Origin of the sequence: Sphingobacterium faecium (genome assembly GCF_003054045.1) — a bacterium.
Classification (GTDB): Bacteria; Bacteroidota; Bacteroidia; order Sphingobacteriales; family Sphingobacteriaceae; genus Sphingobacterium; species Sphingobacterium faecium.
The window spans coordinates 127,402-144,697 of the sequence record NZ_QBKH01000007.1 but is presented as its reverse complement, the minus strand read 5'-3'; the positions used below and the strand labels follow the sequence as shown (position 1 = coordinate 144,697).

General features: G+C 37.4%; 15 protein-coding genes. 11 read left to right on the top strand and 4 right to left on the bottom strand.

Features of this window, described 5'->3' with window-relative positions; genetic code table 11:
- The first annotated feature begins 1 nt into the window (after position 1).
- From C8N37_RS19420 to C8N37_RS19385, 8 genes are all read left to right on the top strand, one after another.
- Positions 2 to 913: a ribonuclease Z gene (locus C8N37_RS19420; protein WP_108160484.1), complete on the top strand. Its 912-nt coding sequence runs from the start codon at positions 2 to 4 to the stop codon at positions 911 to 913.
- Positions 914 to 1,098: 185 nt separating this feature from the next.
- Positions 1,099 to 2,157, top strand: coding sequence for a histidinol-phosphate transaminase (hisC, locus tag C8N37_RS19415; protein WP_108160483.1), 1,059 nt, complete (start codon positions 1,099 to 1,101; stop codon positions 2,155 to 2,157).
- A 3-nt stretch (positions 2,158 to 2,160) separates the two neighbouring features.
- On the top strand, positions 2,161 to 3,300 hold the full coding sequence (gene hisB, locus C8N37_RS19410) for a bifunctional histidinol-phosphatase/imidazoleglycerol-phosphate dehydratase HisB (RefSeq protein WP_108160482.1): 1,140 nt from the start codon (positions 2,161 to 2,163) through the stop codon (positions 3,298 to 3,300).
- A 57-nt stretch (positions 3,301 to 3,357) separates the two neighbouring features.
- Entirely contained in the window at positions 3,358 to 3,951 is a 594-nt protein-coding gene (gene hisH / locus C8N37_RS19405) for an imidazole glycerol phosphate synthase subunit HisH (RefSeq protein WP_108160481.1), read from the top strand.
- A 19-nt stretch (positions 3,952 to 3,970) separates the two neighbouring features.
- The gene (locus C8N37_RS19400) at positions 3,971 to 4,723 is read left to right on the top strand and encodes a 1-(5-phosphoribosyl)-5-[(5-phosphoribosylamino)methylideneamino]imidazole-4-carboxamide isomerase (protein ID WP_108160480.1); all 753 of its coding nucleotides are present in this window, start codon (positions 3,971 to 3,973) and stop codon (positions 4,721 to 4,723) included.
- A gap of 2 nt (positions 4,724 to 4,725) precedes the next feature.
- Positions 4,726 to 5,478: an imidazole glycerol phosphate synthase subunit HisF gene (gene hisF / locus C8N37_RS19395; RefSeq protein ID WP_108160479.1), complete on the top strand. Its 753-nt coding sequence runs from the start codon at positions 4,726 to 4,728 to the stop codon at positions 5,476 to 5,478.
- Positions 5,479 to 5,598: 120 nt separating this feature from the next.
- Complete coding sequence (gene hisIE, locus C8N37_RS19390; protein ID WP_108160538.1) at positions 5,599 to 6,183, top strand: bifunctional phosphoribosyl-AMP cyclohydrolase/phosphoribosyl-ATP diphosphatase HisIE; 585 nt, start codon at positions 5,599 to 5,601, stop codon at positions 6,181 to 6,183.
- Positions 6,184 to 6,369: 186 nt separating this feature from the next.
- Entirely contained in the window at positions 6,370 to 7,290 is a 921-nt protein-coding gene (locus tag C8N37_RS19385; RefSeq protein ID WP_108160478.1) for a WD40 repeat domain-containing protein, read from the top strand.
- On the opposite strand, the gene C8N37_RS19380 is transcribed toward C8N37_RS19385, so the two are convergent.
- The 4 genes from C8N37_RS19380 to dacB all read right to left on the bottom strand — a co-directional run bounded on the left by C8N37_RS19380 (position 7,287) and on the right by dacB (position 12,280).
- Positions 7,287 to 7,766 (bottom strand): GAF domain-containing protein, encoded by a 480-nt coding sequence (locus tag C8N37_RS19380; RefSeq protein WP_108160477.1) that lies wholly within the window; start codon positions 7,764 to 7,766, stop codon positions 7,287 to 7,289. The two genes, C8N37_RS19385 and C8N37_RS19380, sit on opposite strands and share 4 nt — an antisense overlap.
- A 79-nt stretch (positions 7,767 to 7,845) precedes the next feature.
- Positions 7,846 to 8,427 (bottom strand): Holliday junction branch migration protein RuvA, encoded by a 582-nt coding sequence (gene ruvA, locus C8N37_RS19375; protein WP_045752642.1) that lies wholly within the window; start codon positions 8,425 to 8,427, stop codon positions 7,846 to 7,848.
- A gap of 18 nt (positions 8,428 to 8,445) precedes the next feature.
- Positions 8,446 to 10,725, bottom strand: coding sequence for an NADP-dependent malic enzyme (locus C8N37_RS19370; RefSeq protein WP_108160476.1), 2,280 nt, complete (start codon positions 10,723 to 10,725; stop codon positions 8,446 to 8,448).
- Between the two features lie 109 nt (positions 10,726 to 10,834).
- A complete protein-coding gene (dacB, locus tag C8N37_RS19365) occupies positions 10,835 to 12,280 on the bottom strand; it encodes a D-alanyl-D-alanine carboxypeptidase/D-alanyl-D-alanine endopeptidase (RefSeq protein WP_244914483.1) in 1,446 nt (481 codons plus the stop codon).
- 662 nt (positions 12,281 to 12,942) lie between these two features.
- Here dacB and C8N37_RS19360 point away from each other — a divergent pair.
- The 3 genes from C8N37_RS19360 (at position 12,943) to C8N37_RS19350 (ending at position 17,239) form a co-directional block, all read left to right on the top strand.
- A complete protein-coding gene (locus C8N37_RS19360) occupies positions 12,943 to 14,517 on the top strand; it encodes a DNA/RNA non-specific endonuclease (RefSeq protein WP_108160475.1) in 1,575 nt (524 codons plus the stop codon).
- Between the two features lie 44 nt (positions 14,518 to 14,561).
- The gene (locus C8N37_RS19355) at positions 14,562 to 15,968 is read left to right on the top strand and encodes a fimbrillin family protein (protein WP_108160474.1); all 1,407 of its coding nucleotides are present in this window, start codon (positions 14,562 to 14,564) and stop codon (positions 15,966 to 15,968) included.
- A 143-nt stretch (positions 15,969 to 16,111) separates the two neighbouring features.
- Positions 16,112 to 17,239 (top strand): clostripain-related cysteine peptidase, encoded by a 1,128-nt coding sequence (locus C8N37_RS19350; protein WP_108160473.1) that lies wholly within the window; start codon positions 16,112 to 16,114, stop codon positions 17,237 to 17,239.
- Positions 17,240 to 17,296 lie beyond the last annotated feature (57 nt).

The following is a 17,296-nucleotide window of genomic DNA, read 5'->3' as shown; positions in this document are numbered from 1 at the left end:
TATGCGTTTTGAAGTTTTGATTTTAGGAAACAGCTCGGCCACGCCTATGTACGATAGGCATCCAACGAGTCAAGTGATAAACTTCAATGAACAATTGTTTTTAGTTGATTGTGGTGAGGGTACTCAGATGCAACTGACTCGCTATGGAATTAAAAGCAATAAGATTAATCATATTTTTATCAGTCACTTGCATGGAGATCATTATCTCGGTTTAGTCGGGCTATTGTCCTCCATGCACTTGATAGGGCGTAAGAGTAATCTACATCTATACGGACCAAAAGGTTTAGATGAGATACTAGCCGTCCAGTTCAAATATTCGGAAACCATACTGCGTTACGATTTAATCTTTCATGAAACTTCTGCTGAAGAACCACAGGTGATTTTTGAAAATCGATCCATCAAAGTAAGCACTTTTCCGTTGACCCACCGTATTGCATGTACGGGATTTCGTTTTGATGAAGGACCACGTTCGAGGCACCTTCTGGTAGACGAAATCGAAAAAGCAAAAATACCGGTAGCCTATTATCAACTGTTAAAAAATGGGGTAGACTATGTCCGTGAAGATGGACAGGTATTCAAAGCTGATGCTTTTACTTTACCAGCACCATTATCCAGAAGTTATGTATATTGTTCTGACACTGTTCGTACAGCCAACTACCTGCCTTATATTCAGTATGCGACATTGATTTATCACGAATCTACCTTTCTCCATGAAATGGTTGATCGTGCAAAAGAAACCTTTCATACTACAGCTTTGGAGGCAGGAGAAATCGCAAAAGAAACTCATGCCCATAAATTGTTGCTAGGACATTATTCTGCACGATATAAAGATCTACAACCCTTATTATTGGAAGCGCAGTCCATTTTCCCAGATACTATGCTATCTCAAGAAGGAAAATGGTTCAGCGTATAAATGATATTTGTAGATTTTCGATCCATGAAAAATCTCAAAAGCCTAGGGAAATATCATCATTACAGAACATACAAGAAGACATATTAAATAGATATGCTAACGAATAATTTTACTTGGATGCGCAAAATAGGATTGTGTATCTAAGCAAATTTATCTAAGTTTACGATTTAAAATTTAATAAATTAATGGATACTCCATTCAACTTAACGAAACTATTACGGGAAAATATTAAAAATCTCGTACCTTATTCTTCTGCTAGAGATGAATTCAAGGGGGAAGCGTCGATATTAATCGATGCCAATGAAAACGCTTTTGGTTCTCCTTTAGCGCATAACTACAACCGTTATCCTGATCCTCTTCAACATCAAGTAAAGCATAAGTTGTCACAGATCAAAGGTGTTCCTGCAGCCAATATGTTTTTAGGTAATGGAAGCGATGAAGCCATCGATATCCTGTTTCGTGCATTTTGTAATCCTGGGGTCGATAATGTGATTTTGGTGCCACCAACATACGGTATGTATGAAGTATCAGCCAACATTAACGATGTTGCCTTTCGCAAGATCAATTTGACACGTGATTATCAATTAGATCTTCCGGCCATAGCAGAAGCAGTTGATGAGCATACCAAATTGATTTTTATTTGTTCACCAAATAATCCTACGGGAAATAGTATCAACCGTCATGATATTGAAACCATCTTGAATAATTTTGATGGTTTGGTCGTCGTAGACGAAGCTTATATCAATTTCTCGCAAACAAAATCATTTACTCAAGAATTAGCTGAATATGAAAATTTGGTAGTTTTGCAAACCCTTTCAAAAGCTTGGGGATTAGCTGCTTTGCGGTTAGGGATGGCTTTTGCCAGTGTTGAAATTATTGCTGTGTTCAATAAAATAAAACCACCTTATAACATCAATCAAGCGACTCAAGATATCGTCCTAGAAGCATTAGAAAATGTCGATCAAGTCAACAGCTGGATTAAGCAAACTGTAGAAGAACGGGAGAAATTGGTGCAAGCATTGCAACAATTGGAAATGGTGCAACATATTACGCCTTCAGATGCAAACTTTGTCTTAGTAAAAATGAATGATCCAAGAGGTGTGTATACGCATTTGGTGGATCAAGGTATTATCGTTCGTGACCGTTCGAAGGTAGAACTCTGTGAAGGATGTCTGCGCATTACAATCGGTACACCAGAAGAAAATCAAATATTATTAGAAAAATTAACCACAATCAATATTTAAAAAATGCCTAATCAGCTCAAACGTGTATTGTTTATCGACCGCGATGGTACTTTAATTTTGGAACCAGAGGATCAACAAATTGATTCTTTTGCTAAACTTAAATTTTACCCAGGTGCATTGCAATACCTTCCACGTATCGCGAAAGAATTAGATTTCGACTTCGTATTAGTATCCAATCAAGATGGTCTAGGTACTGATGTACATCCAGAGGAAAATTTTTGGCCTGTCCATCAATTTATCATAGACACTTTTGCAGCAGAAGGAGTTGTTTTTTCAAATGAGCATATCGACCGTACATTTCCACATGAAAATGCGGCAACACGTAAACCTGGCATTGGTATGTTATTGGATTATTTTGATCCTTCACAATATAATTTAGCGCAGTCTTTTGTTATCGGAGATCGTGTAAATGATGTGAAATTGGCTCAAAATTTGGGAGCCAAAGCTATTTGGTTGCGTAATAATGATGACCTAGGTATTTTAGAAAATGTACTGATCGATAGCGAAACAGTAGGTTTGGAGACAACCGATTGGAAGTCTATCTATGAATATCTGAAATTGGGTACACGTACTGGAGAACATCATCGTAAAACGAATGAAACTGATATTTATATCAAATTGAATTTAGATGGTTCAGGAAAAGCTGATATAGAAACGGGATTACCTTTTTTTGATCATATGTTAGATCAAATAGCACGACATGGTGCGATCGACTTGACCGTTAAAGCAAAAGGAGATCTACATATTGATGAACATCATACGATAGAAGATACGGGTATAGCTCTAGGTGAAATATTTTTAAAGGTATTGGGTGATAAACGTGGTATTGAGCGTTATTCCTACACTTTGCCGATGGATGATTGCCTAGCACAAGTTGCATTGGATTTTGGTGGACGTAACTGGATTGTTTGGGATGCAGCGTTCAAGCGGGAGAAAATTGGTGATATGCCGACAGAGATGTTTTTCCATTTTTTCAAATCGTTCTCCGATGCTTCCAAGTCAAACTTGAATATTAAAGCTGAAGGTGACAATGAGCATCATAAAATTGAAGCGATCTTTAAGGCTTTTGCCAAATCAATAAAGAAAGCTGTACGACGTGATGCTGACAATATGGAGCTTCCGAGTACTAAAGGAGTTTTATAGAAAGTGGGGAGAGCTGATGGATTTGAGTCTAATCAATCCACTCTAAAAACGATAAAAATGATAGGAATTATAAATTACGGAGCTGGTAATATTTTTTCATTGACAGCAGCTTTAGAACGTGTGGGGCTTACTTATGGTATGGTTAATCGGGAAGAAGAGTTAGATCAGTACGACCGCATCATCATTCCTGGAGTAGGGCATGCAGGAGCAGCTATGCAAAAGTTACAAGCTTCTGGATTGGCTGAATGTATACATACGATTCAAAAACCAGTATTAGGTATTTGTGTTGGTATGCAATTATTGACCGATTTTTCAGAGGAAGGAAATGCAGATCTACTATCCATTATTCCTTTAAAGACTTTACACTTTGATCAAAAAATCAAGGAGAAAGTTCCGCATATGGGATGGAATAGCGTATCGATTAGAAATGACAATCCATTATTCAGCAATATAGAAGATAATGCTTATTTTTACTTTGTGCATTCCTATTTCATTGAATATGATACAGCATATACTGCTGCGATGTGTGCATATGGATTACCCTTTTCGGCTGCAATATCCAAGGACAATTTTTACGGTGTACAATTCCACCCTGAAAAATCTGGAAAAGCAGGTGAGCAGTTATTATTAAATTTTTCAAAATTAAGTTAGCAAATAAAAAAAGTTTACAATGTATATTATACCCGCTATTGACGTATTAGATAAGAAAGTTGTTCGTTTGAGAGAAGGAAACTACGATGACGTGACTACTTATGAAATCAGTTTAGAAGAGCAGATCGAGAAGTATCATGCAAATGGTACTGAATTGGTACATATCATTGATCTTAATGGTGCAAAAGGTGATTTTAGTAATCAGGAATATTTATTTGACATCATCCAAAAAACAGAGATGAAGATTCAATACGGTGGCGGTGTTCGCAGTATTGAAAAAGTTAAGGAATTAGTTGATGCTGGTATCTACCGAGTTATTGTGGGTACACAAGCGATTACTAATCCATCATTTTTGGAAGAGTTGAGCACCTTGAACGAAGGCAAAGTAAAATATGCCGATCATATTGTGATCGCAATTGATGTATTGGACGAGGTGATTAAATATTCAGGTTGGTTAGAGTCATCACCGATCAAATTAATTGAGTATATCGATAAGTGTCTTGCATTAGGCTTTTACCGATTCTTATGTACTGATATTAGTAAGGATGGCAAATTAGGTGGTGCAGGAGTTGAGTTATATAAGAAATTATTAGATCACTCCCCAATTATCAAATTAATTGGATCTGGAGGTATCAGTTCTATGGAAGATATCAGCAATTTAAAGGCATTAGGGTCTATGGAATCTGTTGTCGTTGGAAAAGCGATATATGAAAATAGAATTACCATTGAAGAAATCAAAGATTGGAATCTGAAATCGTTAATTAACTTCTAAGGATGTTAGCTAAACGCATAATTCCTTGCCTCGATGTTAAAGATGGGCGTACAGTAAAGGGAGTCAATTTTGTTGACTTACGCGATGCTGGTGACCCTGTTGAACTGGCTTGGCAATATTCTGAGCAAGGAGCAGATGAATTAGTCTTTTTAGATATTGCAGCTACTCATGAAGGTCGTAAAACAACGATTGATTTGGTGAAAGCTGTGGCTCGTCAAGTGAATATTCCATTTACAATAGGGGGTGGAATTAATGAAATGAAAGATGCCGAGATCTTATTGAATGCTGGAGCGGATAAGATTTCGATCAATTCGGCTGCTGTTCGCAATCCGCAATTAATTAATGATCTGGCAGCAGCTTTTGGAGCACAATTTGTAGTTGTTGCAATTGATACGCGCTATTTAGAAGGACAAAATTTTGTCCATTTAAGTGGAGGACGCATCAAAACAGAAATAAAAACTGAGGAATGGGTTCGTGAGGCTCAAGAGCGAGGTGCTGGCGAGATTTTATTGACCTCTATGGATCATGATGGTACTAAAAATGGATTTGATAATGGATTACTGAAAAAAATCAATGATTCTATTACGATTCCATTAATTGCGTCAGGTGGAGCTGGTAATCAACAGCATTTTGTGGATGTCTTTCAACAAGCGAATGTTGATGCTGCTTTGGCTGCTTCTGTCTTTCATTATGGGGAAATATTGATCCCAGAATTAAAAAATACTTTAAGGAGTAATGGCCTTGTGGTAAGATAAGGTTAGAGGGTGAGAAGGTTAGAAGGTTAGATCGTTAGGGAAGTTAAATCGTTAGTAGGTTAGAGCATGAGTGATATGAAGTTGACCTACTCTAGACTTCCATACAATATAAAAATAGAAATGTTAGATTTTTCAAAAAGTGACGGACTTGTCCCAGTGATTGTACAAGACGCCCAAACATTGGAAGTGTTGATGCTCGGCTATATGAATGAAGAAGCATGGCAAAAGACACAAGCCGAAAAGCGCGTTACTTTTTTTTCGAGAAGTAAAAATCGATTATGGACTAAGGGTGAAGAAAGTGGTAACTTTCTGGAAGTTGTGGGTCTACATATTGATTGTGACCAAGATACGGTATTAATTAAGGCAAGACCTGCTGGACCAACTTGCCATACGGGTAGTCGCAGTTGTTTTAATACGGAATTCAACCAAAATTTCGTGCTGGAGTTAGAGCGTATTATTAAACATCGCTACGAATTTCCTTCTGACGAATCTTACGTCAATCGTTTACGTTCAAAAGGGATTAATAAAATTGCTCAAAAAGTAGGTGAAGAGGCTGTGGAAACTGTTATTGCAGCATTGGCTGAAACTGAACATGACTTTATCAATGAAACCTCAGATTTATTTTTCCATCTTTTGGTTTTATTGAGAGAGAAGGGTATTTCTTTGGAGACTATCGCTAAAAATTTAGAGAGTAGACATCAGTAATGCGCTTATAATTAATAGGATGCATTCCATTTCCACCATACGATTTACTCAAAAAATCAGTGGGGAATTAGGATAATAAAGGTGCGCTTTGGTGTGCCTTCAGAAAATAATAGATCAATTTACTTTCATAACATCATCCGGATATGAAAGTAAATTGATCTCAATTTGTATAGGGGAATTATGATTATGGATAAATTTGAAATAGAGCTAGCAGCAACATTAACAGGGCATCAAAATCCAATATTCGCTTTAGAAAAAGGGTATTTTGCGCATACATTTTTTTCTGGAGGAAATGATAAAGGTGTTGTTGAATGGGATTTGCAAAGTAGAACATTCAAACGTATTTTATGTGCAGTTAGTTCTTCGATTTATGCATTACATTTAATACCCAATACGTCTTATCTGGCTATCGCACTTCGTGAGGGGAAGGTCATGATTGTTGATGTTGAGAACCAAAAGTTGATCGCTAATCTGCTGGTCTCAAGCAAAGCTATTTTTGCACTTCAGAGTATTCCTGCTAAAAATGAATTGGTGGCTGTAGGAGAGGATGGTGTCGCGAGTGTATGGTGCTTGAAAGATTATAAGAAAATATATGAATTTGCCATCTCATCGAATACTATTCGTACCATTGCTTTATCGCATGATCAAAAGAAAATTGCATTTGGAGATAAAAATGGAGATATATTTTTATTTTCTGCAGAAGACTATCATTTCTTGTTAGCGAATCAAAAGCACAGCATGCCGATTACTAGTCTTATCTTCTCGCGTAATAACCTCAAACTTATTAGTGGAGCTAGAGATGCTGCTATCAAAATATCGGAGGTAGCAAGCTTGAAAGAGCAGTATAGTTTTGTGCCGCATATGTTTACCGTATATGGGATCTATCCACATCCCAATTATCCTATTTTTGCCACAGTAAGCCGTGACAAATCATTCAAAATTTGGGATGAGGAAACATTAGCTTTGCTAAAAGTTATTAACCGTGATAAATTTTATGATTCCCATACGCTATCGATCAATACCGGACTTTGGATGGATGCTGGTCAATATTTCTTGACAGCGGGTGATGATAAACTCATCAAGGTCTGGGAACTTAAATTATCTTAATCTGTTTCAGATAGTAAAGAGACGATTTCGGTTAAATATTGAGCATCGATATCATCGAATGCATTTAGCTCATCGCTGTCCACATCCAAAATGCCAATGATGTTCTTGTTTTTATAAATCGGAATAACGATTTCTGATTTTGAAAGTGAACTACAAGCTATATGCCCAGGGAATTCATCCACATTGGGTACGATTATGGTTTTATTTTCTTTCCAAGAAGTGCCGCAAACTCCACGCCCGTATTGAATGCGTGTACAGGCTACAGGTCCTTGAAATGGACCGAGTACGAGCTGCTCACCTTCGATCAGGTAAAAACCTACCCAAAAGAAATTGAATTGCTCCTTCAATGCTGCTGCGATATTTGCCAGATTAGCAATTTGGTTTGTTTCTCCTGTGACCAAACCTTTGATTTGGGGAACTAGACCGATATATTGATCTTCTTTTGTTCCTTTGTTTATCGTTAAATCTTCTGCCATAAAAAAAAGCGCTATTATGCTGTTCAAAGTTAACAGAATAATAGCGCTTGTAAAATATTAAAATTCTTTCTTTGGCAGATTACAATTTCTTTAAAGCCAATTTGATCATACCTTCTACTGTCAGATTTGGATCTGTTTGAATAACAGCATTTAATACTTTTTCCGAAGTGGCTTTGTTGAAACCTAACATGACTAAGGCAGATAGTGCTTCGTCTGGTAAAGACTGTGCCATCGGAATCGTTGAAAGGGATTCTACACCTTGTTTTTTCAATTTATCTTGCAATTCTAAAATCAAGCGTTGTGCTGTTTTAGGACCAATACCTTTTATTTTCTGAATGAGTGTCACCTGTCCATTGACTATGGCAGATTGAATTTCTTCTGGAGTATTGGATGAAAGAATCATACGTCCTGTATTTGGACCGATGCCAGATACCGAAATCAGATTTTCAAATAACTTCTTTTCTCCTTCAGTTGCAAAACCGTAAAGCGTATGTGCATCTTCCCTTACCTGAAAAGAGATGAATAGCTTACACTGTTCCTGGTCTTTTATTAAGGAAAATGTATTTAAGGAAATGTGGATATAATAGCCAATTCCACCCACATCGAGAACGACGTGAGTGGGAGCTTTATGTGCTAATTTCCCGTTAAAATATGCATACATAGCGATACGGAAAAAGAATTAATTACCTTGTTTTTCGTGTGACTGTACATCGACTACAGCGATCGTTACCATATTCACGATTTCGCGAACGGAACTATCTAATTGTAATACGTGCACAGGTTTGTTCATACCCAATAAGATTGGACCGACAGCTTCAGCGTTACCTACTTCTTGTAATAATTTGTATGCAATATTACCCGATTCTAAATTCGGGAATACCAAAGTATTTGCTGGTTGTCCTTTCAATGTACTGAATGGGAAATTTGCTTCTAACAAATCACTATTAAGTGCAAAGTTTGCTTGTAGATCACCATCTGCTACAATTTCTGGATGCTCTTTGTGAACGATTTTAATCGCTTCGCGTACTTTTGTCGGTGTATTTCCTTCGTTAGAACCGAAGTTAGAATAAGAAAGTAAAGCAATACGAGGGCTTACATTCATTTTTCTAACGGCTTTATCCAGCAATACGGTAATATCCGCTAATTCTTTTGCAGAAGGCTCTTTGTTAACGGTTGTATCACCTAAGAAAATAGGACCTTTTTTGGTTAACATCATGTACATACCTGCAATACGGCTACCTTCTTTAGCTCCAATGACATGGATGGCAGGTTTAATGGTATTGGCATAGTTTTTTGTTAATCCTGAGATCAACGTGTCAGCATCTCCAAATTGAACCATACTTGCTCCGAAGTAATTGCGATCAATTAAAAGTTTTTTAGCATCTAATTTAGAAAGACCACGGCGTTGTCTTTTCACAAATAAATGTTCGACATACTCATTGACACGCTCTGATTCCATTTCTTCCACTGGATCAATAATTTGTACGTCAGCTAATTCAAATCCGTATTCATTAATTAAGGCATTGATTTTACCTTTTTTACCTAATAAAATAGGAATTGCAATACCTTCTTCTTTGACGATTTGTGCTGCACGAAGTGTTTTATAATTATCTGCTTCAGCAAATACAACGCGTTTAGGATTACGTTTTGCTGCCATTGTCAAATTGCGCATGATGGCATCATCTTGTCCTAATCTCTTGCGAAGTGTCTCTCTGTATTTATCCCAATCTTCGATGGTATGTTTTGCAACACCCGATGCAATTGCCGCTTTCGCTACTGCTACCGAAACTTCAGTGATCAAACGTGGATCATTTGGTTTTGGAATAATATAATCGGCAGAGAATTTAAGATTATTGGTATTATAAGCTAGATTAACTTCCTCAGGAACGGGTTGCTTAGCAAGGTCCGCAATCGCTTTAGTTGCTGCAACTTTCATTTCTTCATTGATTGCTGTCGCACGTACGTCTAAAGCACCACGGAAGATATAAGGGAAACCTAATACGTTGTTTACTTGGTTTGGATAATCCGAACGTCCAGTGCCCATGATCACGTCGTTACGTGTTGCAATTGCTAAATCGTAGGCGATCTCTGGATTAGGATTGGCCATTGCTAATACAATTGGCTGATTAGCCATCGTCAATAACATTTCTGCTGTCAATACGTCTGCTGCAGAAAGTCCGATAAATACATCAGCACCATTAACCGCATCAGCAAGAGTATGGATATCACGATCAGTAGCATAAGTTGCTTTCATCGCATCCAATGTTTCACGGTCACGACGGATAACCCCTTTACTGTCTAACATGACAATATTTTCTTTTCTAGCACCAGCAGAAACGTACATTCCTGTACATGAAATTGCAGCTGCACCAGCACCGTTTACAACGATTTTTACATCCTCGATATTTTTATTGATCAGTTCACAAGCGTTGATCAATGCGGCGCAGGAGATAATAGCTGTACCATGTTGATCATCGTGCATCACTGGAATATTCATTTCAGCTTTCAAGCGTCTTTCAATTTCAAAACACTCTGGAGCTTTAATATCTTCTAGGTTGATACCTCCAAATGTAGGTTCCATTGCTTTCACAATGTTGACAAACTCATCTACATTTTTAGTATCAAGTTCAATGTCAAAAACATCGATATCAGCGAAGATCTTAAATAATAAACCTTTACCTTCCATAACTGGTTTACCAGCTACAGCACCGATATCACCAAGACCTAATACGGCTGTACCATTACTAATTACCGCAACTAAATTACCTTTTGCGGTATATTTGTAAGCGTCTTCATTGTTTGCAGCGATAGCTAAACAAGGCTCAGCAACACCTGGCGAATAAGCTAGCGATAAGTCTCTTTGAGAATTTGTTGGCTTTGTCGGCACAACAGCTATTTTACCAGGTCTACCCATTGAGTGGTAGTCTAATGCCGCTTGTTTACGATTTACATTACTCATTTTAATTCTTTTATATAGTGCTAGTTTGTTAAACTAAGGTTACAAATGTATCATTCTTTTTTTGAGAAAGAAATGATAACTAGTCAAAAATTTATTCTGAAGGGTCAATTTATTTTAAGACATCAAGTAGAGTGAACATTCGTTTGCGCATGGCGGTGCTTGATCCGGAATAATTGTTGACCAAGAGGGTAAAGGTAAATTTCTCTCCTGAACTGTTATTCTGAATACCTGTATAGCCCAATGCACCTCCGATCGTACCACTTTTCATTTTCATATTATTGTATTCTGGTAAACTTTTATAAAATTCGGGAAACCAAGATTGTGATTGTGCATATTGCATAATTTTGGCCATTGCTGCTGTCGTAACTCGATTTTGAGGAGAAAGACCAGATCCATCTTGATTGTTAAGCTCGCTGCTATTGATCTTTAATTTGTTTTCCCAATATTTCTGTATAAAAGATGCACCCTCACTCGTTTCTGTTTTTTGTGCAGTTTGATAGGCAATTGCTTTTAAAAGTGCTTCACCATAAAGATTGATGCTCTTTTGATTGAACCAATAAACTATAGCGGCCAGATCTGGAGATTCATGGGTATCTAGATGATGTTTTATGATTGTTGTTCCAGCAAGAGCTTGACCATTACTTGGTGATGCTGCAGTTTTAATACCCACATGCTCCAGTGCTTTTCCTAATTGGAAGGCAACATCGTACGCTGGGTCAGGAACGGAAATCTCAATTGTCTTTTTAAGATCTAATCCATAAGTGCCACGGATGTAGATCGTGGAAGCGTATGGGCCCGAATAGGCATATACTTGATCACCGGATCCATTTTTACCGGTTGTCACTTCATTTATAATTTTGAGATAAGGAAGATCTGCGGTCAATTTTTTTATAGGAGCTGGCTTTCCGATTGTCTCATTGGGTGAGAAGACTACACCTACTGCATTCTCTCTCCAGTTGAGCGAGGAGACGCCAGCGCCATAGTAATTTCCGATATCAGACCAGATCCAACCTCCAGGAACTTTATACCCTTGATAGCGTGTGTCATCACCTATGATACGACCTTTTATTTCTTTAATACCTGCATTCTGGATGACATATATCCATTTATTAATGACTTGTTCTTCTGTTGACTCGGGATAACGGCTACTTCCTAAAGTAGGATCTCCAGATCCTTCAATAATGATATCACCTTCCAATACACCATCTGCCTGAATAGTTCCTGTATAAGATAGATTTGTTTGGAATTTGAAATCCTTTCCCAAAATATCAAATGCAGTAGCTGCGGTAATGACTTTCATCGTTGACGCAGTAGCCAAGCCTACTTCTTGATTATGTTGGAAAATGGGCATTCCTGTATTTGCATCTAATACTGTCAGAGAAGCTGTGGCATTTTTTAAAGACGGATCATTTTCAAATTGACGATAAGCTTCTTCAATTCTGGATTTTGATGGAGATTGTGAGAATGCGGATGTATGGAGTAACGGGAATAAACAAATACTAAGAAGGGTTAGGGTTTTACTGGTTTTCATTAATAATAATCTTTCTGTTTTCATAAAGGTACTATTGTTTGGTCAGAAATGTTTAATATGAAAGTCAAAAATTGACATTTAATCTCTCCATTTTTGTCTGTAAATCTTACTTAGATCTAATTCTATATTTTCATCAAATAAATAAAACCGAGATTGTTCTACTTGATCTAAAAATTGATATTCAAGATGTTCAGGTATTCTTGAAAACGATTGATGGTATTTTACGATACTTCAGGTTTCAATAGCAACGTGTACAATTTATCGCAAAGTTTTAATCATTCTTCTTATACATTCCTGTATATCATTAACTTGAATTAATAATAAGTTAATTTTTAATTGTTCATGTTTTTATTTAAGGTTTCTTGATAGCTAAATTTATCATGCCGTGTCTTTGATGATGATGACCATATCAATATTGATATGGTTATGCATGATAAGTGCGATAGCGTTCCATAAATCTAGTTATTTGCTCTAAATTTAATTTCCTAATAACCTGATTACTAAGGATTGATAGTACATTTAAATGATTATTGTAGATGTTTTTAGTTTGTTTTTTTTATTGTTTTGATAAAAAAGCTTAATAAAATATTAAAAATTCATTAACCTTATGTTATTTTTGGAGCGTTAATTTTGAGCGTTGATTTAGGATATCAACCTCGTATTGGGTATTATATTAATTTAAGTAGATGAGAAAGAACTGGCTTTATTTGCTAGGGTGCGTGGCTTTAATGTTTTCTTCATGCCGTAAGGAAACTGACCTAATTTCAAAGAATACCTCCAATCAGGTATATTTTTCAAGTAAAATTGCGGGTCTTCCGCAAACAAGAGTGCAAGGTACTCAGTGGAGTGCTCATGATGCCATTGGAATTTTTATGTTCCAGAATGGTGTTGCTTTAGATGAAACGTCGATTATAAACAAGGGTTTTAACCAACCTTACACAACAAATGGTAATGGCAATTTTTCCCCTCAAAATGAACAGGCTTCGCTAGAATTTCCAATGGGAAGTAAGGTGAGCTTTGTGGCGTATTATCCTTATCAAGAACAGGGTACACTTACACCTTCACTAAATATTGCGAACCAGGAGAATCAAGCTCTGCTCGATTTTATGGTAGCCAGAAACACGACAGGGTTGACTTCTGGTCAAGGTCCGGTAGCCTTATCGTTTGATCGACAAATGACTAAAGTGGAACTTAAAATTAAGGGATCAGATTTAAATGGGTTAAGGGTCCATTTTATGGCATTGCCCTCGATCGCGAGCTTCAATCTTTCTTCGGGACAATGGGCACAAGTTAATACCAACACAGATATTCCTGCTCGGGTATCGCAAAATGCTTCAAATGAAACAATTGTTGAATGGACGATTTATCCAGGTACACTTACTGCTCAAAATAAAATCGTATTTACAAAGATGGATGGAAAATCCTACACTTGGAATATAGGGGAGGGGACAACCTATGAAAAAGGTTACCGATATCAGTATGACATCACACTGGGGAAAGATGGAAGTGTTAATCCTCAGCCTACAACATCTTATATGGAGTTGCCGGTTATCTCTGAAAGTGCTACTCTGAAGTACAATATCAACATGTCGTCTTCTACGAGGAGAAATTATTCTATGTTGTATGATACTGAATATAAGGTGGCTTATTGGGTAGCTTACCCATTAAGTAAGGATTATCTCGGAAGCCAGAAACGGACAGATGTCTGGGCCTACGACCCGGCATTCTCATCGAGTTTTCAAGCAAATCTAGAACGGGGATATCCTAATAACGCTACGTTATTGCTCGACCGTGGTCATCAGCTACCGAGCGGAGACCGTACGTACAATTTCGCGGAAAATGCATCTACTTTCTATTATACAAATATGACGCCGCAGAATAGATCCTTAAATCAGGGTTTATGGGCTGATCTTGAAAATAAAGTCCGTACCTGGACTACTCAGTCCGGAGTAGATACGATGTATGTGGTGACGGGTGCTATGGTGACGACTGCAACAGACAAGGTCGTCGATTATGTGAAGGACAATTCAGGGAAAGATGTAGCAAAACCCAAATATTATTACAAAGTATTGGCTATGAAAAGAGGTTCGGATTATTATACTATAGGATTTCGTATGAACAATGTGACGCCGACTAATACAGATTACATGAGCTATACGGTGACGGTTGAATCTCTGGAGAAAGAAACTGGATTTACATTTTTCCCTGCATTAGATCAGGAAACTAAATCGACTATCAATACACAGATATGGCGTAAATAGCTATATGATCATACATTATTAAATCAATTATTCATAAACAAAACATGAAAAAGAACCAATTTCTAGGTGCTGCATTAGCACTGATTGTTTTAGGACATTCTTGTAAAAGCGATGATTATCGCGATTTGGGAACAAATGATAATGCACAAGTGCAATTTACTTCTTCGATTGTGGGTGGTGTAACTACTCGTGTCACAGGTAATGCCTGGGATGCTGACGATGCTATAGGTGTATTTATGAAGCAAGGTAATGGATTGTCTAATCCATTAGCCGCCAATAAAAAATATAGTACTGGCGGTAATGGTAATTTCTCTGGACAAGGAGCAGATATCATCAACTATCCACAGACAGGATCAGTAGATTTTATTGCATACTATCCATATACAACAAATCTTGAAGGAGCAATATTGCCTGTTGCCGTTGAAAATCAGAGTGTTCCAGCTGCTATTGACGTGCTTTACTCCAATAATGCAACAGCATTGACAAAAGCTAGCGGAGCTGCAAATCTTACTTTTAGTCATAAACTGAGTAAAGTGGAATTGACTGTTAAACCAGGAAATGGTTTGACAGATGTGAATGGACTACAGGTGGTATACAACAATGTAAATACTGCTGCAACGTTAGATTTAGCGACTGGTATATTAAGCGGAGCTTCCGCTGCGCAGGATGTTACAGCAAAAACTACTGCACACACGGGAGTACAGCTGGTAGAAGCAATCTTGCTTCCTGGTGATTTTTCTGCTAAAGAGGTGGTCTTCACATTAGCATCAGGAACATTTAAATGGACTTTGCCTGCTAATACGACGTATGAAGCGGGCAAAAAATATACATACGATATTGTTTTATTGAAAAATGATGCTGGTCATGAAGTCGCAGTAACAGGTATGGGTACTATTACAGACTGGACAACAGTACCGGGCGGATCTGTTAACGTTGATATTGATGGCGGTCAGACTCCTACTAATCCTGGAAAAGAAGAAACACTTTTCTTTGAAACTTTTGGTGAACTTGATGCATCGAAAAAAGAAAGAATAGGAACTTACACCGGATATAGTGCAACTGGGCTGACGTATTCGGATCTGTATACGGCTACTTATGCAGATATACGTGCAACTTCAAAAATAAATGCACATGTGTGGCTGCCAGCTAACAAAGATACCGGGTTTAAAATTGAAGGAATTAATGCTACTGGAGCGACCAATCTGAAGTTATCTTATAAGTTGGCTGGTAATGCAGCAAGCCTACCAACAGCAGGAGTAAAAGTTCGTGTTAATGGTATAGAACTGGCTGTTCCTACAGGAGTACTGGAGGCTGAGGCAAATACATATGCTACTATTGATATCTCCGAAATTGCTCATAGTAATCGTATTACGCTCGAATTCTATAGCACAGAAACAGGAAATACAAATGGTTACCGTATAGATGATATCAAACTTGTCGGCACAAAATAATAGGGTCGATTAATCCATAAAGTTGTAAACAAGAAGAGAATCCTTTTCTCTTCTTGTTTATTCCTATTTAGCTATTCTGATTATTTTCCTACCTGAATCTATTTCATAAATGATTTATATTAGATTTTATTTTATCGTCATACATGCGTGATTTAAATTTTTTATATAGTTGTATTATCTTGCTTTTTGTCACGAGTTGTGCCCAGAAAGATGATGATACCGTTGCTCCGATAACTTCTCGTACAGTGATGGTCTATATGGCCGCAAACAATAGCTTATCTGCTGATGCTTATAAAAATCTTAATCAGATGGAAGAAGGATTTGTGGGTATCGATGGTAAATTGTTGGTCTATGCCAGGCTATTTGGTCAGCAGCCCAAAATATATGAAATTCAGCACGATACTAGTCCAGAGATTAAAAGTAAGGTTCTTAAAACATATAGCGATCATGACTCTTCCGATCCAGAGATGATGAAAATCATATTTGCGGATATGAAAAGTCTCTCTGTGTCGCATGGGTATGGAGCTATTTTATGGTCTCATGCAACCAACTGGGCTCCTGCAAATCTTGGCCAATGGAGTACTAGATCTTTTGGAGATGATCATTTTAGACGTATGGATGTACAACAACTTCAATCAGCCTTACCTCAAGGATTGGATTTTCTTATTTTTGATGCTTGTTCTATGGCATCTGTAGAAGTGTTATATGAACTTCGAGATGTTGCGCCCTATATTCTCGCATCTCCCACTGAAGTATTGAGTGTCGGCATGCCTTACCATCAGATCAACTCTTTATTATTTGATGAAGATGTTAAACATGGATTGACCGCAATCGCAAATGCATATATGGCGTATTATCAACAAAAAAAAGGTTTAGAGCAGTCTGCTACTTTTTCACTGGTAGATACTAGGCAACTTTCTGCCCTCGCACATGAGACAGCGCAATTGTTGTCTCGAAACCCATCGTTCATCTCCGAGATTAACAGAAATAACGTACAGCGCTTGGATCTAGATCCTAGTAGTCCTGTTAAAGCATATGATTTTTTAGATCTATTTGAGAAACATCTTCCATCGGAAGAGTTAATGCCTTTAAAGTCTGCAGTCAGCAAGGCTGTCATATTTAAAGCGAATACCCCCACTTTTTTAGGTAAGCCCATTACTAATTTTTCAGGACTGTCTAGCTATATTCCTGCCCAAGAAGAAAGTCACCTTTTCCCTTTTTACCGCACGCTCAATTGGTATCTCGATGCTGGATATGATAGCTTATTTTGATGCCATTATCGCAGACCTAAAATAAGGATTAGTGGTTTACTTCTTGAAATTTTCCTA

Excerpts from the sequence above, each read along its gene's own strand:
- hisF (WP_108160479.1), top strand. The coding sequence starts at position 4,726 with ATGTTAGCTAAACGCATAATTCCTTGCCTCGATGTTAAAGATGGGCGT.
- C8N37_RS19420 (WP_108160484.1), top strand. The coding sequence starts at position 2 with ATGCGTTTTGAAGTTTTGATTTTAGGAAACAGCTCGGCCACGCCTATG.
- hisH (WP_108160481.1), top strand. The coding sequence starts at position 3,358 with ATGATAGGAATTATAAATTACGGAGCTGGTAATATTTTTTCATTGACA.
- hisC (WP_108160483.1), top strand. The coding sequence starts at position 1,099 with ATGGATACTCCATTCAACTTAACGAAACTATTACGGGAAAATATTAAA.
- hisB (WP_108160482.1), top strand. The coding sequence starts at position 2,161 with ATGCCTAATCAGCTCAAACGTGTATTGTTTATCGACCGCGATGGTACT.
- dacB (WP_244914483.1), bottom strand. The coding sequence starts at position 12,280 with ATGAAAACAGAAAGATTATTATTAATGAAAACCAGTAAAACCCTAACC.
- ruvA (WP_045752642.1), bottom strand. The coding sequence starts at position 8,427 with ATGTATGCATATTTTAACGGGAAATTAGCACATAAAGCTCCCACTCAC.
- C8N37_RS19380 (WP_108160477.1), bottom strand. The coding sequence starts at position 7,766 with ATGGCAGAAGATTTAACGATAAACAAAGGAACAAAAGAAGATCAATAT.
- C8N37_RS19350 (WP_108160473.1), top strand. The coding sequence starts at position 16,112 with ATGCGTGATTTAAATTTTTTATATAGTTGTATTATCTTGCTTTTTGTC.
- C8N37_RS19385 (WP_108160478.1), top strand. The coding sequence starts at position 6,370 with ATGGATAAATTTGAAATAGAGCTAGCAGCAACATTAACAGGGCATCAA.
- hisIE (WP_108160538.1), top strand. The coding sequence starts at position 5,599 with ATGTTAGATTTTTCAAAAAGTGACGGACTTGTCCCAGTGATTGTACAA.
- C8N37_RS19370 (WP_108160476.1), bottom strand. The coding sequence starts at position 10,725 with ATGAGTAATGTAAATCGTAAACAAGCGGCATTAGACTACCACTCAATG.
- C8N37_RS19400 (WP_108160480.1), top strand. The coding sequence starts at position 3,971 with ATGTATATTATACCCGCTATTGACGTATTAGATAAGAAAGTTGTTCGT.
- C8N37_RS19355 (WP_108160474.1), top strand. The coding sequence starts at position 14,562 with ATGAAAAAGAACCAATTTCTAGGTGCTGCATTAGCACTGATTGTTTTA.
- C8N37_RS19360 (WP_108160475.1), top strand. The coding sequence starts at position 12,943 with ATGAGAAAGAACTGGCTTTATTTGCTAGGGTGCGTGGCTTTAATGTTT.